Below are 22,469 nucleotides of genomic sequence, written 5' to 3'. Positions count from 1 at the left end.
CGCCAAATGTGAGTATCATCGCCCGCCCTCACCGCCACCCCATCGCCGGCGCCACATGCTTCAGGATCGCCTCGATCGCATGCACGCAGTAATCCACGCCCAGCTGGTTCGGGATCGTCAGCAGCAACGTATCCGCCTCCGCAATTGCCTCGTCCTGCTTGAGCTGCGCGATCAGGGCCTCCGGCTCGGCCGCATAGCTCCGCCCGAAGATCGCGCGCGTGCGGCGATCGATGAAGCCGATCTGGTCTTCGCCGCCGCGCTCGCCGCCGAAATAGGCGCGGTCGCGATCGTTCATCAGCGCGAAGATGCTGCGGCTGACGGAGACGCGGGGCTCGCGGCTGTGGCCGGCCTCCTTCCAGGCGGCGCGGTAGGCGCGAATTTGCGCGGCCTGCTGCACATGGAAAGCTTCGCCGGTCTCGTCGTTCTTGAGCGTCGAACTCTGCAAATTCATGCCGATCTTTGCCGCCCATACCGCCGTCGCGTTCGAGCCGGCGCCCCACCAGATCCGGTCACGCAAGCCTGCGGCATGCGGCTCGATGCGCAACAACCCGGGCGGGTTGGGAAACATCGGCTGCGGGTTGGGTTCGGCAAAGCCTTCGCCGCGCAGGAGGTCGAGGAAGACTTCGGCGTGGCGGCGACCCATGTCGGCGTCGCTCTGGCCCTCGGCCGGGTGATAACCAAAATAGCGCCAGCCATCGATCACCTGCTCGGGCGAGCCGCGGCTGATGCCGAGCTGAAGCCGGCCGCCGGCGATGAGGTCGGCGGAGCCTGCGTCCTCGACCATATAGAGCGGGTTCTCGTAGCGCATGTCGATCACGGCCGTGCCGATCTCGATCGTGCTGGTCCTGGCGCCGACGGCGGCGAGCAGCGGGAAGGGCGAGGCGAGCTGGCGCGCAAAATGATGCACGCGGAAATAGGCGCCGTCCGCCCCTAGCTGCTCCGCCGCGACCGCAAGCTCGATCGATTGCAGGAGCGTATCGCCCGCCGAGCGGGTCTGCGATTGCGGCGAGGGTGTCCAGTGTCCGAAGGACAGGAATCCGATCTTTTTCATGGGCGTCATTTAATGATGGCAGGGCCGGCGTCAACCGCCGGCGCGGGCGGCGGGGCTATGCGAGGGGGCCGGCGCAAAATACCCGGCCCGTTCGATCAGCAGATCCAGAAAGCTCCGTGCGCGGAGCGACATCCAGTGCGTCTCCGGATAGACCGCATGCAGGGGCAATGCGGCAATGGTGTAGTCCGGAAGCACATGCTCGAGCTCGCCGCTGCGGAGACCGTCCGCGGCATTCCATTCGGGCAGGATGGCGATGCCGAGATGCTGCATCGTTGCCTCCTGCATCGCATCGGCATCGTCGACGTGAATGGGGCCGTTGATGGATGCAACGTGACGGCCGTGCTCGGATTCAAAAGCCCATTGCTGTGCCGGCGACATCCTGGAATAGACGATGCACTGGTGTGAGCCGAGATCGTCCGGCGTTCGCGGCATCGGGCGACCGTGCAGATAGGTGGGCGTCGCGACCAGATAGCGCTGCACGGTGCCGAGCCGGCGAGCGACCAGCGTGCTCGCCTCCAGATGTCCAATCCGCAGCGCCAGTTCGATGCCTTCTTCCACCAGATTGACGAACCGCTCGCTGAAGCGGATGTCGACCCGCACCTCCGGATAATTCCGAACGTACTCGGCGATGACCGGCATCATGTAGCGCCGCCCGAACGACGACGGAACGCCGATCCGCAGCGTGCCGCTGGGGCGGGGCGCGGTCTGTTCGACGCTCGACCGTGCCATGTCAAAGCTGTCGAGGATCTGCCGCGCGAGATCGTAGATGCGGTGCGCCTCGGCGGTCGGCTTCAGCGTACGTGTCGTGCGCAAGAACAGCTGCGTGCCGAATTCGCTCTCCAACATGGCGATGCGCTTGCTGATGGCGGGCTGGCCGATGCCGAGCTCCTTGGCCGCAGCCGAGAAACTGCCGCCCTCAAGGGTGCGAACGAAAGCGCGCAGGCAATCGATCCGGTCCATAATTCATTCCAATTCGGAATAAATTATATCCCATTTATTCCGTGGTGCGCAACACGGCAGGCCGATAAGCTCCCCCAAAACAAGCAGTCACAGGGCAAGGAAACAGGGGAGAGACGAAATTGGCACGCCACATCGGAATTGTCGGCGCCGGAATCGCCGGCCTGCATCTCGCGCTTTACCTGCAGAAGCATGGCGTGGACGCCACTGTCATCACTGACCGTCCGCCTGAGGAGTATCGCGACATCCGGCTGCTCAACACCGTCGCGCATCATCACGTGACGATCGCGCGCGAGGACTATCTCGGCGTCAATCACTGGACCGATCCGAAGGATCATTATTACTACCACGACCATTTCTTCAATTTTCCGCAGCCGCTGAGCTTTCGCGGCGACTTCTCGAAACCAAGCCGCGCCGTCGACTACCGGATCTATCTCCCCGCACTGATGCAGGACTTCATGACGCGCGGCGGTAGAATCGAATATCGCCGCATCGAGGAGCGCGACATCCGTCCGCTGGTCGCGCGCTTCGATCTTCTGGTCGTCTCGACCGGCAAGGGCCCGCTCGGACAGCTCTTCACCTACCGTCCGGAGCACTCGCCCTATCAGCAGCCGCAGCGGCGCCTTTGCGTCGGCCTCTACACCGGCGTGCGGCAGCCCGATCCCATGAACGTCACGCTCTCGGTGTCTCCAGGCCACGGCGAAATGATCGTGATCCCGACCATCACCTTCGGCGGCATCGCCAACGCACTGCTGATGGAGAACGTGCCGGGCGGCGACATGGAGGAACTAGCGACGCTCAGCTATGACGACAACCCGAAGCACTTTCTGAAGGTGCTGCTCGGCAAGCTGGAGAAGCACCACCCAGCCACCTACGACCGCATCGATACCGCGCGCTTCGATCTGGCGCAGCCGCAGGACCTGCTGCAAGGCGGCGTGGTTCCGACCGTGCGCAACACGGTGGTCGAATTCGACGACGGCAAATGCGCCATCGCGCTCGGCGACGTCCATGCGATCGTCGACCCCATGATGGGCCAGGGCGCCAATGTCGCCTCCTATGCGGCCTTCGTGATCGGCGAGGAGATCGTCAACGCGGAAGCGCTCGATGCGCGCTTGTGCGAGACAATCGATCTGAAGCGGCAGGACCGTGTGCTGGCGGCGTCACGCTGGACCAATGTGATGCTGCAACCGCCGACGGAAGCCTTGGGCATGCTGATCGGCGCGATGAGCCAGAATCCGGCGCTGGCGAACGAGTTCACCGAGAATTTCAATTATCCCGACCGGCAGTGGGACCGCATCTCCACGCCGCAGCGCATCCAGGCCTGGATTGAACGCATGTCGGCACCATCAGAGCCCATCAGGGCGATCGCGTGAGCATCGATGCGAGCGCAGACTGACATGCCGCGCGCAAATCCCGCGTCGTTCCGCGAAGCTGCCTCGCGCTTCGCGACCGGCGTCGCCGTGCTCACCGCGCTCGACGAGCACGGCCGCGTCTGCGGCATGACCGCGAACAGCTTTGTCACCGTCAGCCTGTCGCCGCCGACCGTGCTGGTCTCGGTCATGCCGGGCCGCATGCACCGCGCGATCTCGGCGACCGGCCGCTATTGCGTCAATGTCCTGCCGGATCACGGCCGCGACCTGTCGCGGCATTTTGCCAGCCAGCCGAACAATGGTGCCGCGCCGGACTACGACATTGTGGACGGCCTGCCGCGCCTCCAGGGCTGCATAGCCTGGTTCGCCTGCGAGGTGACGCGCCAAATCGATGTCAGTGACCACACGCTGATCATCGCCGAAGTCTCGAGCTGCGACTATCGCGACACCACGCCGCTGGTGTTTTTTTCGAGCCGGTATCACCTCGGGCCGGGGGCGCCGGTCGATCGGTAAGGGCGCGCCTCAGGCGTAAGCCACCCAGCCACGGAACGTGAAGCCCGTGTAGAACAGCGTCGGCTTGGAGAAGCCGGCATCGCGCAAGATCATCTCGTCGCGCTCTGGCGCGAGAATGCTCAACTGCCCGTCCACCGCTTTTCGAGCCGCAGCCGCCTTGTCGGGCTCGACACCGGATGCGGCGAGAAAGGCGGAATATCGCGACAGCCAAAGCGGCCGCTCATCGTCGCCATCGGGGATGCTGAAATGAGCCGCCACAAAGGGCGCGCCGGGCTTGAGGCGGCGGTGGATTTCGGACGCCATGCGCCGCCGTTCCTCGACATCGACGAAGTGCAGGGTGAGCAGGCACGTCGCGCCATCGAACGGGCCTTCCGGTGCGTCCTCGATATAGCCTTGGTGAAGACGCGCGTGGGATGCGGCCGGTCCCAGGGTTTGTTTGGCAAGATCGAGCATCGCCGCGGACGGGTCCACGCCGTCAAAAGTCCAGCGCGGCTGCGCCGTCGCAAACGCTTTCAATTCCAGGCCGCCGCCGGCGCCGAGGACGAGGATGCGCGCATCTTCACGCGCACGTTCGGCCAGCAGGATCGCCGCCATCGACAGCATGGAATTGTAGCCGGGAACGAACCGCGGCGGTCCGTCCGTGTATGTCGCCACCATTTGCGGATCGGCGAATGCGCTTCGAAAATCGATCATCTGTCGTCCTGCCGAAGTCATCACGTGTGATGCGCGCACATGCCTTGATGCTTTCGGGAGCCGAGGCGCTTGCGCAGATCGTCGACGAGCATCGCCAGCGTCACCTCGCCAAAACGCGCCAGCAGCAGGGCCTCTGCATCGTCAAAAGTCCGGTCGAGTGCGGCATTGACGGTCTGCTCGACGAGACAGCCCGGCGCCTCCGTCCGGTTGCCCATGGCGAGAAGCGAAGGACTGCCGAGCGCGATGTAGATGTCGCGCAGCGTCACCTTCGAAAGGTCACAAGCCAGCGTCCAGCCGCCGCCGTGTCCCTTCTCGGAGCGGACATAGCCGAGCTCCCGCAGCCCCGCCATGACGCGCCGGATCACCACCGGATTGGTGTCCATGGCCTTCGCCATTGTCTCTGACGTGAACGGGCCCGGTTGCTGCGCCATGTGCAACAGCACGTGGAGCACGCCGGACAGGCGGCTGTCTCGCTTCATGTAACTTCATATGTTGCAAATGATGCTGAAGTCAACCAGTTTTGGCGTTGTGATGATGGCCAAATCGGATAGTTCCGGAAATCCGGAGTGGAAGAAGCGCCGCTCTCCGAGATCAAGGATGATCTCTCCCAACTATCTCCGCGAAGCCGAGAACGGGCGCGGACTAGCCTGCGCGCGGGGCGCGGTGTGAAGCTCGAGGATATCGATAGGGAATAGCTGTTTGGTCCGCGTTATGGCACGCGGCCGACGGTGACATCATGCTCCTGTTTTGCCCGACGGAGCAACGGCTTCTTGCCCGACGGAACAATGTCTCCGCCTTACCTCTGGGCTAAGCGTCTAACCCATTGATTCCGCTCATGCCGTCTACTGTGCATGGGGTTGTTTTCGACATTTTGTTTTGGACGCGCTGTGTCTGCCGTCGTTTCCCGGTCGCGATGATGATTTGTCACGGTGACGGCGTCGCGCGCGAGGACAACAATTGGCCGGAGGGTCGATTGGACATTTCGTCGAGGCCCTGAACTGCGCTCGCTTTCATCAATCCATTTTCAGGAGGCGCATCATGCAGGTTTATAACGTCGTGAAATTCAAGGTGAAGCCGGGTGAGGAAGCCGCCTTCCTCGATGCGCACCGCAACGGCAAGGCCAAATGGCCGGGCCTCGAACATGGCATCATTCTCAAGACCGGCGAGCAGACCTTCTGCCTGATCGGCACGTGGTCCAGTCAGGACGCGCTGGTCGCGGCACGCTCCGCGATGATCAAGACGCTCGACAGTTTCAGGTCCGTGCTCGAAGACCAGGGCAATGGGCGCGGCTTGACGGATGCCGTGTCGGGTGAGGTGGTGCTCGACCTCTAGCAGGCGGGTAGTCGCCCGCTACTTCATCACCCGCAGGTTTTTGGTCGTGAACTTCTGCGTCTTGCCGCCGGGGCGGAGCGGGCGCTTGGTGCCGGCGGCCTTGCCAGTGCCGGGGGGCTGGTGCGACGGGACGAGCTGATGCGGCTGCGAGCCGATCAGGTCGCGGCGGCCCATCTCGATCAGGGCCTCGCGCAGCACCGGCCAATTGTCGGGATCGTGGTAACGCAAAAACGCCTTGTGCAAGCGGCGCTGGCGGAGCCCCTTGATCGCCTCGACCTTGTCGCTGCCGCCGCGCCGCACGCCGCGCAGCGGATTGACGCCGGTGTGGTACATCGCCGTTGCCGTCGCCATCGGCGAGGGCAGGAAGGTCTGCACCTGATCGGCGCGGTAGCGGTTCTTCTTGAGCCAGAGCGCGAGGTTCATCATGTCCTCGTCGGTCGTGCCCGGATGCGCCGCGATGAAATACGGGATCAGATAGTATTTCTTGCCGGCCTGTTCGGCCGCGGCATCGAACATCCGCTTGAACGTGTTGTAGGCGCCGATGCCGGGCTTCATCATCTTGTCGAGGGGCCCGCGCTCCGTATGCTCGGGCGCGATCTTGAGGTAGCCGCCGACGTGATGGGTGACGAGCTCCTTGATGTATTCGGGGCTCTCGACCGCGAGGTCGTAGCGCACGCCCGAGGCGACCATCACCTTCTTGATGCCCTTGGTCTCGCGCACCTTGCGATAGAGCCGGATCAGATCATCATGCGAGGTGTTGAGGTTCGGGCAGATCTCCGGGAAGACGCAGGACGGCCGCCGGCACGCCGCTTCGACCTTCGTGTCCTTGCACGCCATCCGGTACATGTTGGCGGTGGGGCCGCCGATGTCGGAGATCACGCCGGTGAAGCCCGGCGTCTTGTCGCGGATCTTCTCGATCTCGCGCAGGATCGAGCCCTCCGAACGGTTCTGGATGATGCGGCCCTCATGCTCGGTGATCGAGCAGAAGGTGCAGCCGCCGAAGCAGCCGCGCATGATCGTCACCGAGAACTTGATCATGTCCCAGGCGGGGATCTTGGCCTCGCCATAGGACGGATGCGGCGCGCGCGCGTAAGGCAGATCGTAGACCGCGTCCATCTCGTCGCTGGTCAGCGGGATCGGCGGCGGGTTGAGCCAGAGGTCGCGGTCGCCGTGACGCTGCACCAGCGGCCGCGCATTGCCGGGATTGCTCTCACGATGCAGCACGCGCGAGGCGCGCGCATAGGCTTCCTTGTCCTGCTCGACCTGCTCCAGCGCCGGCAGCCGGATCACGGTCGCGCCCTTCTGGCGCGTCGCGCCCTCGTCGGCGGAGTCGAGATCATCGGCGTGCAGCTCGGCATAGTCCTCAGGCACGCGGCGGAACAGCGCGACGCCCCGGATGTCGTTCAGCTCACGCGGCGCTTCGCCGCCGGCGAGGCGGTTGGCCACTTCGACCACGGCGCGCTCGGCATTGCCGTAGAGCAGGAGGTCGGCCTTGGCGTCGGCCAGCACCGAGCGGCGCACCTTGTCGGACCAGTAATCGTAATGCGCGATCCGGCGCAGCGAGGCCTCGATGCCGCCGAGCACGATCGGCACATCCTTGAATGCCTCGCGGCAGCGCTGGGCATAGACGACGGTGCAGCGGTCCGGCCGCTTGCCGCCTTCGCCACCGGCCGTGTAGGCATCGTCGCTGCGGATGCGGCGGTCGGCGGTGTAGCGGTTCACCATGGAATCCATGTTGCCGCCGGTGACGCCGAAGAACACTTTTGGCTTGCCGAGCACCTTGAACGGATCGGCCGAATGCCAGTCGGGCTGCGAGATGATGCCGACCCGGAAACCTTGCGCTTCGAGTAGGCGGCCGATGATCGCCATGCCGAAGCTCGGATGGTCGACATAGGCATCGCCCGTCACCAGCACGATGTCGCAGGCATCCCACCCGAGCGCGTCCATCTCGGCGCGGCTCATGGGAAGGAACGGCGCCGGCTTGCGCGGGCGTGCCTGGGCCATCAGGGGCTTTTCGGCGGCGATGATCTGGGTGTCCATGCGCATACGCATAGGACTCCGGGGCTGCGAATACAACCGACGGGCACGTGAAGAATTGCGGTTCCGTAGCCGTTCGGGCGCGTTAACCCTTTGCCAGCGCCTGCCGGACCTCGGCGGTCGTCGCCGGCTCGCCGCCATGCTGCCGCACCATCCGTACGGCGTCCTCGACCAGGTGGAGATTGGTCACTGTGGAGCCCAGCAGCGCATCTTCGAGCCCGACGCGGATATGGCCGCCGCGCGCAACCGCATCGGGGATCAGCGGCGTGATGTCGACGCCGAGGCCGGAGACCATCCATGGCGCGCCAGCCGCTTCTTCCTCCATCAGCGTGACCAATGCCGTCAGGCCGTAAGGCTTCGGCGGAAAGCAGAACGCAAACTGTTGCGAGAACATGAAGCGGTAGACCGGCGTCTTCACGCCGCTTGCGCGCGCCAGCGCCGCGCCCGCGCGGATGAAGCCCGGCTCGTAGATCGCGAAGGCGGGATGGATGCCGTGACGCGCGGCCACGCTCAGTCCGTGCCGGATGTGGGTCTCCGGATTGAGATAGGTCTCCGCGGGTTTTGCTTCCGCCTTGGTTGCGGTCAGCGTGAAGTTGACGCTGCCGGGATCGACCACGGCGAATTCGAGCAGGCCGCGTTCGGCCAGGGCCTCGATATGGGCAAAGCGCGCCCGGGGGTCGGCAACATTGCCGCGCGCATCGAGGCCGGGAATGGAGGGATAGACGGGCACGTCGACCTTGGCGCGGATGCCTTCGATGATGCGCGCATAGACCTGCCAGTCGAACGTCTGCGGCCCGCCGCCATTATAGGCGTGGGTGTGAATGATCGCAGCCCCGGCCTGCGCGCAGGCGATGCCCTCGGCGACGATCGCTTCGATCGTATCGGGGATGCCAGGCTGCAGCGCGCGGCTCCATGGGCCGTTCAATGCCGCCTCGATCCAAACATTCTGCATGCGGGCCTCCCTCATGTGTTTTGGCGGACCGTATCACGCCTCCCGTGCGAGGTCAGCGCGTCAGGTGTGTGACACCGTCCACATACGGGCAGGCAGCGCCGCGTCATCCTCTCCCGCAGTTTCAAGGGAGATACCCATGTTTTTCCTGCTCGACGCGCTGCTGATCCTGGCCATGTTGTTCTTCCTGTTTCTGCCGATCTCGGATCGCAGGACGGTGCAGATGAGGCTCTGCATGGTCTGCACGCTGCTGGCGGTGTTCTCGGTCTCGATCACCCGCACGCCGGTCGTGCCGGTGCTTTTGGCGAGCATCGCCTCGCCTCCCGGAACGATGCGCGTCCCGCATATGCACACCAGCGATCCGTCTTCCGGGTTCTCACCGCGGCCGATATCGGATATCCGATTGCTCCATGGGCAAGGAAATTTCTGACCGTGGTGATGACGCCGGCGCAGCATCGTCCGTCACCGCCTGGCTCGGCGCGATCGCGCTGATCGGCTTCATCCTGGTGGCGACCGCGCAGGCGTCCAATCAGATTCTGGCGCGGGGGCTTGCGGGCTCGGTCCCATCCTTCGCGCTCGCCTTCTTTCGCTGGAGCATCGTCGCCATCGGCCTCGCGCCGATCGCGTTTGCCGAGATCCGGGCCGGCCGCGTGCCGCTGGGCAAGAACATCTGGCCGATCCTCGCCGCCGGCTTCATGGGCATGTTTCTGTGCGGCGGTCCGGTCTACGCCGCAGGCGTGTCGACGACGGCGATCCATATCGCGCTGATCATGGCGCTGTCGCCGATCACCGTTCTGATGATCTCTGCGGCGCTCGGTATCGAGCATGTCGGCCCGCTGCAATGGCTCGGCACGGCGCTCGCGCTATCGGGCGCGCTGCTCATCATCTCCGGCGGTCATCCGGCGACGCTGTTCGAGTTGCAGACCGCGTCAGGCGACGGCCTCGTCGTGATCGCGATGCTCGGCTGGTCCGGCTATACGCTGCTGCAATCGCGCGCGGCGCCGGAGGCGTCGCTGCTCGCGCGCATGAGCCTGTTCTCGGCCGCCGGCGCAGTCTTCTCGCTGCCGCTTGCGGCCTGGGAGATGTGGACCATGCCGGCGCAGGTTTTCAGCACCAAGGCGCTCTCGGCCTATGTCTTTGCCGGGATCGTTCCGGGCCTGCTCGCCTATGCAGGCTTTGCCTGGCTCGGCGGCAAGTTCGGCTCGGTGCGGACCTCGCTCGTGCTCTACATCGGACCGATCGCAAGCGCACTGCTGTCATTTGCGATTCTCGGCGAACCGCCGAAGCTGATCCATCTTCTTGGCGGCTTGCTGATCCTTGGGGGCGTCTGGGCCAGCCTGCGGCGCTAGTTCCGCCGGCCGTCGTGGATCATCGCAGGAACCATCCGCGCCTGCGAACATTCTGATCAGGGGATTACGGCGAGCCCGGTTCCCGCGCGCTCATGCCCCGAAGCTGAAATGCCTCGATATTCGCCTCGGGCGATGGGGGAGCGGTGAGTACAGTCATAGAGAACCTGCTGTTGCGGAAGCAGAAGCTCGTCGAACAGCTCGAGAAGGCGCCATCGGTCGAGGACCGCGACAAACTCGAGCACCAGCTCGAACAGATCAACACCGCGCTGGATTTCCTGGACAGGCCGGGATCGAAAGGCGCGCGCTAGCCGTCGACCTTCAACGCCTCTACCTTCAAGGCTTTGGCGTAGACCAAGCCCGAATTGGTGATGTGCGTCGTCATCGCCGCCTCGAAGGCCGCGAAATCGCCGCGCGCGAAAAAATCGAGCAGCTTGCGATGTTCGTCGAACGACGAGCGGGTGCGGACGTCGATCGGCGAGGTCAGATTGGTGCGGAGCGCTGCGACGCGCCCCGAAACGAGCTGGTAGGCTTCGATCAAATAGCGGTTGCCGCAATGCGCGAACAGGCCTTCGTGAAAGGCGGCGTCCGCTCGTCCATAGGCGATGTTGTCCCTGGCCGCGACCGCCGGCTCCATCGCCGCAATCGCCTCGCTCATCGTCGCGACGGCACCGTCGCGATCGTGGCGGAAGGCAAGCTCGGCGGCCTTGGGCTCGAGCGCGATGCGGAAGGTGCAGAGCGCGTTGATGTCCTCCGCGCTCGGCGTGAACACGAAACTGCCGACCTGCGGCCGGATGACCACGAGGCCCTGCGCCTGCAACTGGCCCATTGCTTCGCGCACCGGGGTGCGGCTGACACCGAAGGAGTTTGCCACCATCTCCTCGGAGATGGCGGCGCCAAGGGCGAACTCGCCGTCGATGATTCCATGGCGCAGCCGCTGCATCACTCGCTGCGACAGCGATTTCGGCGTGTCGAGCTTGAGCGATCGCATATGGGCTCTCAGATCACCTTGCCGGGATTGAGCAACTGATCGGGATCGAGCGCGGCCTTCAGCGTCCGCATCAGCGCGATCTCGGCTTCGCTTCGGGCATGGCCCAGCCATTTTTTCTTCAGCGTGCCGATGCCGTGCTCGGCGGAGACGCTGCCGCCCAGCTCGCGGACCAGACCATAGATGATCGCGTCCATCTCCTCCTTCGGTTGCTGCTCGACGGTGAGGCCGGTGACCCAGGAGACGAGATGCAGATTGCCGTCACCGATATGGCCGTAATAGACGCTCTCGCATCCCTTGATGCCGGAAGCCAGGGCCGCCTTGCAGCGCGTGACGAATTCGTCCATCCGCGCCACGGCAAGGCCGATGTCGTAGGAGATGTGCGGCCCCAGGACTTGGCCGAACTCGGCGCAGATGTCGCGCACGCGCCAGAAGCTTTGCGTCTGCGCCAGCGATTGCGCCACGGCGGCATCGGCCAGCAGCCCGCGCTCCATCAGCTCTTCGAGCCAGGCCTGGAAACGTGGTGCGTCGACACTCTCGTCGGTGCCTTGTGCTTCCACCAGCACATAAAGACCGTGGCCCGCCGCGACCGGCGGCTTTACGCCGGCGCGCGTGGTGATCACGTCCCAATAGTCCGGCCACATCACCTCGAAAGCCGACAGCAGGGGGGCGAGTCCGCTGCGCGCCGCACCGAGCAGGTCGATCACCGCCGCATAATCCGTGAGCGCGCAGAGCGCGGCCATGGTCGAGCGCGGCTTCGGAAACAGCTTCAGCACCACGCGGGTGATGATGCCGAGCGTGCCTTCGGAGCCGATGAAGAGATGCTTGAGATCATAGCCGGCGTTGTTCTTCATCAGCTTGTTGAGGCTGGTGATGATGGTGCCGTCGGGCAGCACGACTTCGAGACCGAGCACCAGCTCGCGGGTCATGCCGTAGCGGATCACGCGGTTGCCGCCGGCATTGGTGGAGAGATTGCCGCCGATGGCGCAGGAGCCGCGCGAGCCGAGGTCGAGCGGAAAGAAAAAGCCGGCTTCGTCGGCGGCCTTCTGGATCGTCTCCAGCGGCGTGCCGGCTTTCACCGTCATCGTCATCGAAGCAGGATCGATCTCCTCGATGCCGGTCATGCGCTCGAGCGAGATCGCGACCCAACCCGCTTCGGGCGAGGCGCCGCGGCACAGCCCGGTCAATCCGCCCTGCGGCACGAACGGCAGATGCGCCTGCCGGCAGGTGAGAATCGCGTCCGCGACGCCTTGCGCGTCGGCCGGACGGATCACCGCGAGCGGCGTCTGCGGCAGGCTCGCGCTCCAGTCGTTGCCATTGCGCGCGGGCACGTCGGTGCCGACAAGCACGGCGGCCGCGCCAAGCTTGTCGCGCAGGGCGCCGAACACCTGGTCGGGACGCTTCACGGGGGTCACCATGTTCATGCGAGACCTCCTCTAAATTCGGCTGCGGGTCATGCGCGCCGGGGCGGGGGAAAGGAATTGCGTCTATCTTGTATGTAAGGTACAAGATAGAAAGTAAAGCAAAAACAATGACTCGGAATCGCCCCAAGATCGTTGAAGATCAGAGGCTTGGTCCGGGCTCGCAACGAAGGGCAGTGTGATGACCGAGGCAATTCGCGGGTTCTGGGTGGCATCAGTAACACCTCTGGCGACGGACGGCAGCGTGGATTCCGCCAAGCTCGCCGCTCACGCCAACCAGCTGTTCGGCAAGGGCGTGGATGGCGTCGTGCTGTTCGGCACCACCGGCGAGGGCACCTCGTTCAATGTCAGCGAACGCGTCGCGACCATCGAGGCCATGCTCAAGGCCGGCATTGCAGCGGACCGCATCGGCATCGGCGGCGGCTTTCCCGCGATCACCGAGAGCATTGCGCTGACGCGCGCGGTGCTCGGTCTCGGCCTGCGCCATGTATTGTACCTGCCGCCTTACTTCGACCGCGGCGTCACGCCCGAAGGCATCGAGGATGCATTTGCTGCGATTTTCGACGGCGTCGCCGACGATCGCCTGCGGGCCTATCTCTATCACATCCCGCAGGTCTCCGGCGTCGCGATCCCGACCGGCGTCGCCGCGAACTTGCGCAAGCGCTACGGCAAGGTGGTCGCGGGCCTGAAGGACTCCAGCGGCGACTTCAAGCAGTTTCAGGCGTTCCGGGCCGCTGCGCCCGACCTCGCCATCACCGTCGGTAACGAAGTCGACATCACCCGCGCGATTGCGGCCGGCGGCGCCGGCACCATCTGCGGCATGGCCAACGTCGTGCCGGAGCTGGTCAAGGGCATGGTCGACGGCAAGGACGTCGAAGCGCGCATGCAGGCCGCAGTCGACATCGTGCTGAACACGCCGTCGTTCCTGGCGACATTGAAGGCGATCCTCGCGGCACAGACGGGCGATGCCGGCTGGCTGCGCGTGCGTCCGCCGTTCCGCGCCTCGTCTGATGGTGCGGCACTCAAGCGAAAGATCGACGAGCTGATCACTCCCGCCATCGCGTGAGATGCGAAAATTTCGTGACACGTTGCCGCGAATTCGCGCGCAGCGTGTCGCGGTCTCCACGACGTCAATCGGTGGTTGCCGTTCAATGCTCTGCTGCACTTAGAACGATTCAACACTAGAGCGATTCAACTTCTTTTACGGTTCTCCTCACTTCCGGCGACTGTTACAGGCGCACACTCCAACGTTCATGACTTGAAGTGGATTGAAAGTGCGTTCCTCCGTGGATGGCCAGCGTGTCAGCGGCCGTCGTCATCGTGCCGGCAAGAGCCGTGCAGGTCTTCTCATTGGCGCAGCGGTGCTGCTCGCCGAATGCCCCTCCAGCACGACGACCGCGCAAGCGCAGTCGGCGCTGCCACCGGTGACCGTGGACGCACCGGCGCCGCGGCCGAAGCCTGCGCGCGCATCTGAATCACCGCAGCGCAGAACACAAGCCGCCGCGCGCCAGCGCAGCCGGAATGCCGCCACGCCGGCAGCTCCGACACCATCGGAACGCGCCGCCGCTGAAGCCGCCGCGCAGCAAGCTGCAAAGCTCGGCTATCGTGCGACCCCAAGCGCGACCACGCTGCGCAGCGGCGCTTCGCCGCTCAACACCTCGCAGGCGGTCAACGTCGTGCCCGAGCAGGTGTTGAAGGACCAGCTCCCGCGCAACATCGACGACGCGCTCATCAATGTCTCCGGTATCACCCAGACCAACACGCTGGCCGGCAGCCAGGACGCGGTGATCCGCCGCGGTTTCGGCGACAATCGCGACGGCTCGATCATGCGCAACGGCATGCCGCTGGTGCAGGGCCGCAGCTTCAATACCGCGGTCGAGAGCGTCGAAGTGCTGAAGGGGCCAGCTTCGCTGCTCTACGGCATCATGGATCCCGGCGGCATCGTCAACACCATCAGCAAGCGGCCGGAGCTCTATCAGCACGGCTCGGTCACGTTGCTCGGCTCGGCCTTCAGTGCGTCCAAGACCGGCGCCGACGGCCTGCTCGACGTCACTGGTCCGATCGGCGACCAGGGCCTGGCTTATCGCTTCATCGGCTACGGCGTCAGCGAAGATTACTGGCGCAATTTCGGCCGTCACCGCGAAATGCTGGTGGCGCCGTCGCTGGCCTGGTACGGCCAGGACACCACGGTGCAGCTCAATTACGAGCATCGTGAGTTCATCTATCCGTTCGACCGCGGCACGGCGTTCAATCCGGTGACCAAGGCGCCGCTGGCGGTGCCTTCTACGCGCCGGCTCGACGAGCCCTTCAACAACACCTGGGGTACGACCGACCTGATCCAGGCCTCGGTCGAGCACCGCTTCAACCCTGACTGGAAGCTGTACGCCGGTTACAGCTACAACACCGAGAGTTCCAGCGCGAACCAGCTTCGCATCTCCACCCTCAACTTCACGACGGGCGTCGAGACGCGCAGCAACGACGGTACGCAGGGCTCGCTCAGCAATGCCAGTTACGGAACGTCCTACATTTCCGGCGGCTTCTGGCTCGGCGGTCTGCGCAACGATGTGGTGTTCGGCGGCGACGGCCAGTATCGCACCATCTACCGCGACGCCTTGATCCGGCAGGCAACCCCCGCCATCAACGTCTATAATCCCGTCTACGGATTGGTCGGACCGGGCACGACGGTGTCCAATCCCGACAGTGCCCAGACCGACAAGCTCGGCCAGTGGTCGCTGTTTGTCCAGGATACGCTGCATCTGACCGAACGGTTCGCGCTGGTCGGCGGCGTGCGCTACATGGACTACGATCAGATCGCCGGACGTGGAAGGGCGCTGTTCTACACCAACACCAACGTGTCCCAGGACAAGGTGCTCCCGCTCGGCGGCGCCATCTTCAAGCTGACCGACGAGATCTCGCTCTATGCCAGCTACACCGAGTCGCTGAAGCCGAACTCCACAATTGCGCCGGTCGGCACTGTGATTGGCTCCAATGTCGCGCCGGAAGAAGGCGTGTCGTATGAGACGGGCGTCAAGTTCGATCTGAACAAGCGCATCTCCGGTACGCTCGCGGTCTACGACCTCGACAAGAAGAACGTTCAGACGTTCAAGACAGTCGCCGCAAACGTGGTGGAAGTCCACACCGTCGGCCGTGCCCATTCGCGCGGCGTCGAGCTGGACGTCACCGGCAGGCTCACCGACAGTTGGGCCCTGATCGGCAGCTATGGCTATACCGACGCGCGGGTGACGTCGTCTGAAGATCGGTCGCTCTACGGCATGAAGCTGCAGAACGTCGCGTTGAACACAGCCTCGCTCTATCTGGTCTACGACTTCGGCACCGCATTGCCTGGCCAGCTCCGCCTCGGCGGCGGTGCGCGCTATGTCGGCGATCGTCCGGGCGATGCGATCAACAGCTTCTTCTTGCCGTCCTATGTTGTCGCCGATATCTTCGCGACCTATGAGACGAAATACCAGAACACACCCGTGATCTATCAGTTCAACGTCAAGAACCTGTTCGACACCGTCTACTATCCCTCCGCCGTCAATAACCTGAACGTCGCGATCGGTGATGCGCGGCGCGTCTCGCTGTCGGCAACGGTGAAGTTCTAGCGGTGGCGGCGCGGCACAAAGCCATCGCGGTTTTGATCGCGCTGGCGGCCGCCTGCCTTGCCACCACAGGTGCGAGTCGCGCCGAGGAGATCACGCTCTATTCGACCAGGGAGGCTGCTCTGGTCGGGCCTGTCGTTGCAGCTTTTACGGAAGCTAGTGGCGTCAAGGTGGATGTCGTCTTTATCGAGGACAGTCTCGTCAAACGCCTGGTGTCAGAGGGCGAGGCGTCGCCTGCGGATTTACTGCTGACGATCGGGCTGGACAAGACGACCCAGCTCTCCACCCGCGGTCTGACGCAGGCCTTCACGTCGTCGCGTCTCGAACAGGCTGTTCCGGCAAATCTTCGCGGCGGCGATGCGCAATGGATCGCGCTTGCCGTCCGCCCTCGCGTCGTGTTCGCGCGGACGGACAGCGCGCTGGCGGCCATCGATTACGAAGGCCTCGCCGGTCCCAGGTGGCGCGGCAAGCTCTGCATGCGCTCGCCGCTGCATCAGAACAATGTCGCGCTGATTGCGGCCTATCTCGCCCATCATGGAGAAGCCGCGACGCAGACCTGGCTTGCCGGCCTGAAGGCCAATCTCGCGCACAAGCCTGATGGCAAGGACAACGACGTGATCCGCGAGATCGCGCAAGGGACGTGCGAGATCGGCATCGGCAACACCGTGGCACTGGCCCAATTGCGCGACGGGCGGGAAGGTGCCGACTGGCGCGCCTGGGCGACGGACGTCAAGGCAGTGCCGACGTCATTCAAAGGTGGCGGCACGCATGTGAACCTCACCGGCGCGGCGATCGCGAAACACGCGCCGCATCCGGCGTTGGCGCGACAGTTCCTCGAATTCCTTGTGACGCCTGCCGCACAAGGGATCTTCGCCGCCGCAGAGCTGGAATATCCCGTGCCTGCCACGGCAGAGCGTGCCCCCATCGTTGCCGAGATGGGCTCGTTCATCGCCGATGCGACCCCGATCGATCAGATCGCCGCGCATCAGCAAGCCGCGATCGCACTCATCAAGAAGGTCGGCTTCGATGAGTAGGGCAGGCCACAACATCAAGGCTGCTCTGCTCCAGGTCCACTCCATCGCAGGCCTCATCCTCGCGTTGCTGCTGGCCCTGATCGCGCTGACCGGCGCGATCATGAGCTTCGAGGACGAGATCGGCGACTATCTCAACGCTGGCATCATGCAGGTTGCGCCGCGCAGCGTGCCGCCGCTGATGCCGGACGAACTGGTCGCACGGCTGGAGGCGGCGAACGGCGTCGGCAAGGTCGCCTCCCTCATGCTGTCGAGCGATCCGTCGGCTGCGGTGCATGTCCGCTTCGGCCGCGACGAGCAGGGTGCGCGGCGCACCTCGCTCTATGTCGATCCCTACGATGCGCACGTGCTCGGTGCGCCGCGCGGCGAGGAGTTCTTCGCAACCGTGCGCAGGCTGCACCGCTGGCTGCTGATTCCCGGCGATGCCAAAGGGTGGGGACGACAGATCACGGGATTCGCCGCGCTCGGTCTGATCGTCATGCTGGTCTCGGGCCTGGTGCTGCGCTGGCCGCGCCGCACCGGCAGCGTGAGGATGTGGCTGAAACCCAATCTCGGTCTCCGCGGGCGCGGCTTGCACCGCTCGCTGCATGCCGTCATCGGCACCTGGGTGCTGCCCGTCTATCTCGTGATGACGCTGACCGGGCTGTGGTACTCGTTCGACTGGTACAAGGACAGTGTCGTCTGGCTGCTGTCGCGCCCGCACGTCACTGCTGCGAAGATGCAGCCCAAGATGGCTTCCAAGACGCCGCGCGCGACCGGCGGTGCCGAGCCGGCTCAAACGGTGGGATTTGATCGGGTATGGACGACGATCCAGCGTGAGGAGGGTGACCGCCTCGCCAGGGCGTTAATGACGCTGCCCAACGGATCGGGGACCGCGATCAGGATCCGGGCGTGGGGAAAGGATACGACGCTCGATACCACGCGCGACGAATTCCGCATCGGCGGGATCACCGGGCAGGTGATCTCGGCGGAACGCTATGCCGACAAGACGTTCGGCGAGAAGATCATCGCGAATGTGCTCGACATTCATCGCGGCGCGTTCCTGGGCTGGCCCGGCAAGCTCGCCTTCATGATCGCCGCAGCGTTGATGCCATTATTCTCTGTCACCGGTATCTTGCTCTATCTGTCGCGCCGCAGGCTGCGGCGCCCGGCGCAGCCGCCGCTCGGGCGGCTCGTTCCCGGCGAGTGAGCGGACGCGAAGGCTAGCCAAGGCCGCCGCAATCGTTCAAAAGCCCTCGGCCTGTCCTTGCTAAAGGTCCTCGCCATGAAGCTTCCGACCGTCACACCCGCCGACATCCGCCGCGCGCTGCTGCTGCGCGAGGAGATTGCACTGCTCGATCTCCGGCACGAGGCGGGCTTTGCAACGGGTCATCCGCTGTTTGCGGCGAACATGGCTGCGGGCCGGATCGAGATCGAAGCCGAGGTGCGGCTGCCGCGCAAGGACGTGGCGATCGTGCTTTTCGATGACGGCGAAGGTCTCGTCGCCGCGGGGGCCGAGCAGCTAGCGGCCCTCGGCTACACCAACGTCAGTGCGCTCGATGGCGGGCTGAAAGGCTGGCGCGATGCGGGCTATCAGCTGTTCGAGGACGTCAACTCGTACTCGAAAGCGTTCGGTGAACTGGTCGAGGCGCGACGCCACACGCCGTCTTTCAGCGCCGACGAGGTCGCAAAGCTCATCGCGGACAAGGCCAACATCGCCATCCTCGATGTTCGCCGCTTCGACGAATACGCCACCATGAACATTCCGGGCTCGGTCAGCGTGCCCGGCGCGGAGCTGGTGCTGCGGGCAGGGCAGGCCGCGCCGGATCCTGAGACCACCATCATCGTCAATTGCGCCGGCCGCACCCGCTCGATCATCGGCACCCAGTCGCTGATCAATGCCGGCGTGCCCAACAAGGTGCGGGCGCTGCGCAACGGCACCATCGGCTGGACGCTGGCGCGGCATACGCTGAACCACGGCGCCGACAGGCGGGGCGCGGTCGGGTCGTTCGCGGGCGGTCCGGCCAACGCGCGCGACGTCGCCTATCGCGCCGGCGTTCGCCATATCGGCACGAACGAGATGGCTGTGCTTGCTGCGCAGACCGATCGCACGCTCTATCGCTTCGACGTGCGCGACGCCGATGAATATACGGCCGGTCATATTCCCGGCTTCCGTCACTATCCCGGTGGCCAACTCGTGCAGGAGACCGACATGGCCGCGCCGGTGCGCGGCGCGCGCATTGTCCTGTCCGACGACAAGGGCGTCCGGGCCGACATGACGGCGTCCTGGCTCGCGCAGATGGGCTGGGAGGTCTATGTGCGCGAAGGCGGCTATGACGGCTCGCTCGAAATCGGCCCGCCGCGCGTGCTGCCGAAGCCCGATGCGGCACACCGCTACCGCCGGCCCTACGAAGGCACCGATGTCGCCGAACGCGCGATGCAGGCCTATCTCGATTGGGAATATGGCTTGGTCGAGCAGCTCCAGCTCGACGGTACCCACGGGTTTTATGTGATCTGACGGCGGACGGAAGCGCTCGCTTCGCAACCGAAGCAGCGCACTATCACCGTCACCCTGAGGTGGCCGCTTCTTAGCGGCCCTCGAAGGGCGACGGCCCGGCTGCATCGGGGCCGTTCATCCTTCGAGGCTCCCCGTGCGGCGCTCTGCACCGCACGCCTCGCACCTCAGGATGACGGGTCTGGTACACCAACACACCAGCCTCCCCACCCCGCCATCTTCCGCCCGTATCCAAGCCCTATTGTGCTGCGCATCGTCCGCGGTCTATGTGCTGCGGCAAAGCTGCGATTTACGGAGATTCCATGCCAGCCCCAGGCCAAAGCCCCGAGCGGAACGCGAAGGCGCTGCTGCTCGAAGGCGTCAATGACAGCGCTGTCGATCTGTTCCGGACGGCGGGTTTCACCAATGTCGAGCGGCTGACCAAGGCGCTTGATGGCGAGGACCTGCGGCAGGCGCTCAAGGGCGTGTCGCTGCTCGGCATCCGCTCGCGCACCCAGATCACCGATGACGTGCTCGCGGCGGCCGACCAGCTTCTCGCGGTCGGCTGCTTCAGCGTCGGAACCAACCAGGTCGATCTGCTGGCGGCGCGCAAGCGCGGCATTCCCGTGTTCAACGCGCCGTTCTCCAACACGCGCAGCGTCGCCGAACTGGTGATCGGCGAGATCGTCATGCTGCTGCGGCGCATCTTCCCGCGCTCGGTGTCGGCGCATGAGGGCGGCTGGGACAAGTCGGCGACCGGCAGCCGCGAGGTGCGCGGCCGCACCCTCGGCATCGTCGGCTACGGCAATATCGGCTCGCAGCTCTCGACGCTCGCCGAAGCCATCGGCATGCGCGTGATCTATTTCGACCGCACCGACAAGCTCCGTCATGGCAACACCGAGCCGGTCGAGAAACTGGAAGAGCTGCTGGCGCAGAGCGACGTCGTCAGCCTGCACGTGCCGGAGACGCCGGAAACAGCTGGTATGATCGGCGAGAAGGAGTTGCGGGCGATGAAACCGAGCTCGTTCCTAATCAACAACAGCCGCGGCACGGTGGTCGATCTCGACGCGCTCGCGGGTGCTTTGCGCGACGGCCATCTCGCCGGTGCCGCCATCGACGTGTTTCCGGTCGAGCCGTCCTCGAATTCCGATCGCTTCAAGAGCCCGGTGCAGGGCCTCGAGAACGTCATCCTCACCCCGCATATCGGCGGCTCGACCGAGGAGGCGCAGGAGCGCATCGGCGGCGAGGTCGCGCGCAAGATGGTCGATTATTTCATCACCGGCGCGACCATGGGTGCGGTGAATTTTCCGGAGGTGCAGCTGCATCTGCGCCCCGCCGGCGCGCGCTTCAGCCATGTCCATCGCAACGTGCCGGGCATGCTGCGCCGCCTGAACGAGGTCTTCCTCCAACGCGATATCAACATCGTCGCGCAATATCTGGAGACCGCGGGCGACCTCGGCTACGTCGTGCTCGACGCCGATCTCGGCGGCGAGGATTCGGCCGCGCTGCTGGCGCAGATCCGCAGCCTCGAGGGCACGGTCGGCGCACGGCTGGTATTCGAGCATTAGACGGCGGGACGTCACGTTCCGGTTGCATTGCGCGCCTACGGCTCTCTAAACTGGGGCATCCTCGACGTGTGACAAATCGCGTCGAATTTGAGTTTCAGTTGCGTGAGTGTCCGCCATGGAACGGGACGCCGTACTGATTGATCTCGCGCTGCAAGGCGGTGGTTCGCACGGCGCCTTCACCTGGGGCGTACTCGATCGCCTGCTGGAGGAAAAGTGGCTCACGATCGCCGCGATTTCCGGCACGTCCGCAGGCGCGATGAACGCGGCGGTGCTGGCGGATGGCTGGACGGCCGGCGGCGCCGAAGGCGCGCGTGAGGCGCTCGAAAAATACTGGCGCCGCGTTTCGAAGGCCGCGGCTTTCAGTCCGCTCCAGCGCTCGCCGCTCGACCGGTTGATGGGTCGGTGGACCCTCGACACGTCACCGTTCTACATCCTCACAGATATGATGTCGCGCGTGCTGTCGCCCTATGATCTCAACCCGACGGGCTACAATCCGCTGCGCGCCGTGCTGGCCGAGAGCATCGATTTCGAACGCCTCGTGCGCTCGCCGATCCAGTTGTTCATCACCGCGACGCGGGTGCGGACCGGGCGCGGCCGTATCTTCCGCAACGCGGAGATCACGGCGGACGTGCTGCTGGCGTCAGCCTGCCTGCCGACCATGTTCCGCGCGATCGAGATCGACGGCGAGCCGTATTGGGACGGCGGCTTTGCCGGCAACCCGACCATCACGCCGCTGGTCCGCGAAAGCGACGCACACGACACGATTCTCGTTCAGATCAATCCGACTGAAACGCTCGAAGCACCGCGGACTGCTGCGGAGATTCTCAACCGGCTCAACGAGATTTCGTTCAATTCGCCGCTGATGAAGGAGCTGCGCATGATCGCGCTGCTGCGTCAGGCCGCCGACCCCGGCAGTGGCGAGGGCGCGCGCTGGGCCAAGATGCGGACCCACCGCGTCAAGAGCGACATGCTGGCGAAGTTCGGCGCATCATCCAAGCTCAATGCCGAATGGGAATTCGTCTCGATGCTGCGTGCCGAGGGACGTCAGGCCGCCGAGATTTTTCTCGACGAGCACGGCGCGGATATCGGCCTCCGCTCGACCGCCGATCTCGACGTTCTCCTGTCGGAGTGTTGAAGC

Annotated in this window: 21 protein-coding genes; 13 read left to right on the top strand and 8 right to left on the bottom strand. The window is 64.8% G+C overall.

Features of this window, described 5'->3' with window-relative positions; all coding sequences use genetic code 11:
* Positions 1-28 precede the first annotated feature (28 nt).
* A complete protein-coding gene (locus tag AB7532_RS32790; protein WP_441238791.1) occupies positions 29-1,051 on the bottom strand; it encodes an LLM class flavin-dependent oxidoreductase in 1,023 nt (340 codons plus the stop codon).
* A gap of 30 nt (positions 1,052-1,081) precedes the next feature.
* Entirely contained in the window at positions 1,082-2,011 is a 930-nt protein-coding gene (locus AB7532_RS32785) for a LysR substrate-binding domain-containing protein (RefSeq protein WP_441238790.1), read from the bottom strand.
* Between the two features lie 119 nt (positions 2,012-2,130).
* Between AB7532_RS32785 and styA the strand changes: the two genes are divergently transcribed.
* Entirely contained in the window at positions 2,131-3,381 is a 1,251-nt protein-coding gene (styA, locus tag AB7532_RS32780; RefSeq protein WP_441238789.1) for a styrene monooxygenase subunit StyA, read from the top strand.
* A 6-nt stretch (positions 3,382-3,387) separates the two neighbouring features.
* Positions 3,388-3,891 carry a styrene monooxygenase NADH-dependent flavin reductase subunit StyB gene (gene styB, locus AB7532_RS32775; protein WP_441238788.1) on the top strand — a complete coding sequence of 168 codons (504 nt, stop codon included), beginning with the start codon at positions 3,388-3,390 and terminating at the stop codon, positions 3,889-3,891.
* Between the two features lie 9 nt (positions 3,892-3,900).
* Here the strand turns inward: styB and AB7532_RS32770 are convergent, their stop codons facing one another.
* Positions 3,901-4,605 (bottom strand): class I SAM-dependent methyltransferase, encoded by a 705-nt coding sequence (locus tag AB7532_RS32770; RefSeq protein WP_441238787.1) that lies wholly within the window; start codon positions 4,603-4,605, stop codon positions 3,901-3,903.
* The gene (locus AB7532_RS32765) at positions 4,605-5,063 is read right to left on the bottom strand and encodes an Rrf2 family transcriptional regulator (RefSeq protein WP_441238786.1); all 459 of its coding nucleotides are present in this window, start codon (positions 5,061-5,063) and stop codon (positions 4,605-4,607) included. Before AB7532_RS32765 ends, AB7532_RS32770 begins: the two co-directional genes overlap by 1 nt.
* 559 nt (positions 5,064-5,622) lie before the next feature.
* Between AB7532_RS32765 and AB7532_RS32760 the strand changes: the two genes are divergently transcribed.
* Entirely contained in the window at positions 5,623-5,916 is a 294-nt protein-coding gene (locus AB7532_RS32760) for a DUF718 domain-containing protein (RefSeq protein ID WP_441238785.1), read from the top strand.
* 18 nt (positions 5,917-5,934) lie between these two features.
* Here the strand turns inward: AB7532_RS32760 and AB7532_RS32755 are convergent, their stop codons facing one another.
* Both AB7532_RS32755 and AB7532_RS32750 read right to left on the bottom strand, forming a co-directional pair.
* Complete coding sequence (locus tag AB7532_RS32755; protein WP_441239404.1) at positions 5,935-7,956, bottom strand: YgiQ family radical SAM protein; 2,022 nt, start codon at positions 7,954-7,956, stop codon at positions 5,935-5,937.
* Positions 7,957-8,038: 82 nt separating this feature from the next.
* Positions 8,039-8,905, bottom strand: a complete 867-nt coding sequence (locus AB7532_RS32750) for a 3-keto-5-aminohexanoate cleavage protein (protein WP_441238784.1) — start codon at positions 8,903-8,905, stop codon at positions 8,039-8,041.
* A gap of 136 nt (positions 8,906-9,041) precedes the next feature.
* Here AB7532_RS32750 and AB7532_RS32745 point away from each other — a divergent pair, with 136 nt between their 5' ends.
* The 3 genes from AB7532_RS32745 to AB7532_RS32735 all read left to right on the top strand — a co-directional run bounded on the left by AB7532_RS32745 (position 9,042) and on the right by AB7532_RS32735 (position 10,559).
* Positions 9,042-9,332 carry a hypothetical protein gene (locus AB7532_RS32745; RefSeq protein WP_441238783.1) on the top strand — a complete coding sequence of 97 codons (291 nt, stop codon included), beginning with the start codon at positions 9,042-9,044 and terminating at the stop codon, positions 9,330-9,332.
* Positions 9,313-10,251 carry a DMT family transporter gene (locus AB7532_RS32740; protein ID WP_441238782.1) on the top strand — a complete coding sequence of 313 codons (939 nt, stop codon included), beginning with the start codon at positions 9,313-9,315 and terminating at the stop codon, positions 10,249-10,251. The genes AB7532_RS32745 and AB7532_RS32740 overlap by 20 nt, the downstream gene beginning before the upstream one ends.
* 143 nt (positions 10,252-10,394) lie before the next feature.
* Positions 10,395-10,559: a hypothetical protein gene (locus AB7532_RS32735; protein ID WP_441238781.1), complete on the top strand. Its 165-nt coding sequence runs from the start codon at positions 10,395-10,397 to the stop codon at positions 10,557-10,559.
* Here AB7532_RS32735 and AB7532_RS32730 read toward each other — a convergent pair.
* Together AB7532_RS32730 and AB7532_RS32725 are read right to left on the bottom strand one after the other, a co-directional pair.
* Positions 10,556-11,239 carry a GntR family transcriptional regulator gene (locus tag AB7532_RS32730; RefSeq protein ID WP_441238780.1) on the bottom strand — a complete coding sequence of 228 codons (684 nt, stop codon included), beginning with the start codon at positions 11,237-11,239 and terminating at the stop codon, positions 10,556-10,558. The two genes, AB7532_RS32735 and AB7532_RS32730, sit on opposite strands and share 4 nt — an antisense overlap.
* 8 nt (positions 11,240-11,247) lie before the next feature.
* The gene (locus AB7532_RS32725; protein WP_441238779.1) at positions 11,248-12,660 is read right to left on the bottom strand and encodes an FAD-binding oxidoreductase; all 1,413 of its coding nucleotides are present in this window, start codon (positions 12,658-12,660) and stop codon (positions 11,248-11,250) included.
* Between the two features lie 178 nt (positions 12,661-12,838).
* Between AB7532_RS32725 and AB7532_RS32720 the strand changes: the two genes are divergently transcribed.
* From AB7532_RS32720 to AB7532_RS32690, 7 genes are all read left to right on the top strand, one after another.
* On the top strand, positions 12,839-13,723 hold the full coding sequence (locus AB7532_RS32720) for a dihydrodipicolinate synthase family protein (RefSeq protein ID WP_441238778.1): 885 nt from the start codon (positions 12,839-12,841) through the stop codon (positions 13,721-13,723).
* A 202-nt stretch (positions 13,724-13,925) separates the two neighbouring features.
* Positions 13,926-16,262: a TonB-dependent siderophore receptor gene (locus AB7532_RS32715; RefSeq protein ID WP_441238777.1), complete on the top strand. Its 2,337-nt coding sequence runs from the start codon at positions 13,926-13,928 to the stop codon at positions 16,260-16,262.
* Between the two features lie 2 nt (positions 16,263-16,264).
* The gene (locus AB7532_RS32710; RefSeq protein WP_441238776.1) at positions 16,265-17,293 is read left to right on the top strand and encodes an extracellular solute-binding protein; all 1,029 of its coding nucleotides are present in this window, start codon (positions 16,265-16,267) and stop codon (positions 17,291-17,293) included.
* Entirely contained in the window at positions 17,286-18,479 is a 1,194-nt protein-coding gene (locus AB7532_RS32705; protein ID WP_441238775.1) for a PepSY-associated TM helix domain-containing protein, read from the top strand. The genes AB7532_RS32710 and AB7532_RS32705 overlap by 8 nt, the downstream gene beginning before the upstream one ends.
* 75 nt (positions 18,480-18,554) lie before the next feature.
* Entirely contained in the window at positions 18,555-19,787 is a 1,233-nt protein-coding gene (locus AB7532_RS32700) for a rhodanese-like domain-containing protein (RefSeq protein ID WP_441238774.1), read from the top strand.
* Between the two features lie 299 nt (positions 19,788-20,086).
* A complete protein-coding gene (gene serA, locus AB7532_RS32695; protein ID WP_441238773.1) occupies positions 20,087-21,331 on the top strand; it encodes a phosphoglycerate dehydrogenase in 1,245 nt (414 codons plus the stop codon).
* Between the two features lie 115 nt (positions 21,332-21,446).
* On the top strand, positions 21,447-22,466 hold the full coding sequence (locus tag AB7532_RS32690) for a patatin-like phospholipase family protein (protein ID WP_441238772.1): 1,020 nt from the start codon (positions 21,447-21,449) through the stop codon (positions 22,464-22,466).
* Positions 22,467-22,469 lie beyond the last annotated feature (3 nt).

Source organism: Bradyrhizobium sp. 930_D9_N1_4 (assembly GCF_052076015.1).
Taxonomy (GTDB): Bacteria; Pseudomonadota; Alphaproteobacteria; order Rhizobiales; family Xanthobacteraceae; genus Bradyrhizobium.
This window is presented reverse-complemented; position numbering and strand designations above follow the sequence as displayed.

What these genes read in the sequence shown, in the direction of transcription:
- AB7532_RS32790 (WP_441238791.1), bottom strand. Translation starts at nt 1,051, where the DNA reads ATGAAAAAGATCGGATTCCTGTCCTTCGGACACTGGACACCCTCGCCG.
- AB7532_RS32785 (WP_441238790.1), bottom strand. Translation starts at nt 2,011, where the DNA reads ATGGACCGGATCGATTGCCTGCGCGCTTTCGTTCGCACCCTTGAGGGC.
- styB (WP_441238788.1), top strand. Translation starts at nt 3,388, where the DNA reads ATGCGAGCGCAGACTGACATGCCGCGCGCAAATCCCGCGTCGTTCCGC.
- AB7532_RS32770 (WP_441238787.1), bottom strand. Translation starts at nt 4,605, where the DNA reads ATGACTTCGGCAGGACGACAGATGATCGATTTTCGAAGCGCATTCGCC.
- AB7532_RS32765 (WP_441238786.1), bottom strand. Translation starts at nt 5,063, where the DNA reads ATGAAGCGAGACAGCCGCCTGTCCGGCGTGCTCCACGTGCTGTTGCAC.
- AB7532_RS32760 (WP_441238785.1), top strand. Translation starts at nt 5,623, where the DNA reads ATGCAGGTTTATAACGTCGTGAAATTCAAGGTGAAGCCGGGTGAGGAA.
- AB7532_RS32755 (WP_441239404.1), bottom strand. Translation starts at nt 7,956, where the DNA reads ATGGACACCCAGATCATCGCCGCCGAAAAGCCCCTGATGGCCCAGGCA.
- AB7532_RS32750 (WP_441238784.1), bottom strand. Translation starts at nt 8,905, where the DNA reads ATGCAGAATGTTTGGATCGAGGCGGCATTGAACGGCCCATGGAGCCGC.
- AB7532_RS32745 (WP_441238783.1), top strand. Translation starts at nt 9,042, where the DNA reads ATGTTTTTCCTGCTCGACGCGCTGCTGATCCTGGCCATGTTGTTCTTC.
- AB7532_RS32740 (WP_441238782.1), top strand. Translation starts at nt 9,313, where the DNA reads ATGGGCAAGGAAATTTCTGACCGTGGTGATGACGCCGGCGCAGCATCG.
- AB7532_RS32730 (WP_441238780.1), bottom strand. Translation starts at nt 11,239, where the DNA reads ATGCGATCGCTCAAGCTCGACACGCCGAAATCGCTGTCGCAGCGAGTG.
- AB7532_RS32725 (WP_441238779.1), bottom strand. Translation starts at nt 12,660, where the DNA reads ATGAACATGGTGACCCCCGTGAAGCGTCCCGACCAGGTGTTCGGCGCC.
- AB7532_RS32720 (WP_441238778.1), top strand. Translation starts at nt 12,839, where the DNA reads ATGACCGAGGCAATTCGCGGGTTCTGGGTGGCATCAGTAACACCTCTG.
- AB7532_RS32705 (WP_441238775.1), top strand. Translation starts at nt 17,286, where the DNA reads ATGAGTAGGGCAGGCCACAACATCAAGGCTGCTCTGCTCCAGGTCCAC.
- AB7532_RS32700 (WP_441238774.1), top strand. Translation starts at nt 18,555, where the DNA reads ATGAAGCTTCCGACCGTCACACCCGCCGACATCCGCCGCGCGCTGCTG.
- serA (WP_441238773.1), top strand. Translation starts at nt 20,087, where the DNA reads ATGCCAGCCCCAGGCCAAAGCCCCGAGCGGAACGCGAAGGCGCTGCTG.
- AB7532_RS32690 (WP_441238772.1), top strand. Translation starts at nt 21,447, where the DNA reads ATGGAACGGGACGCCGTACTGATTGATCTCGCGCTGCAAGGCGGTGGT.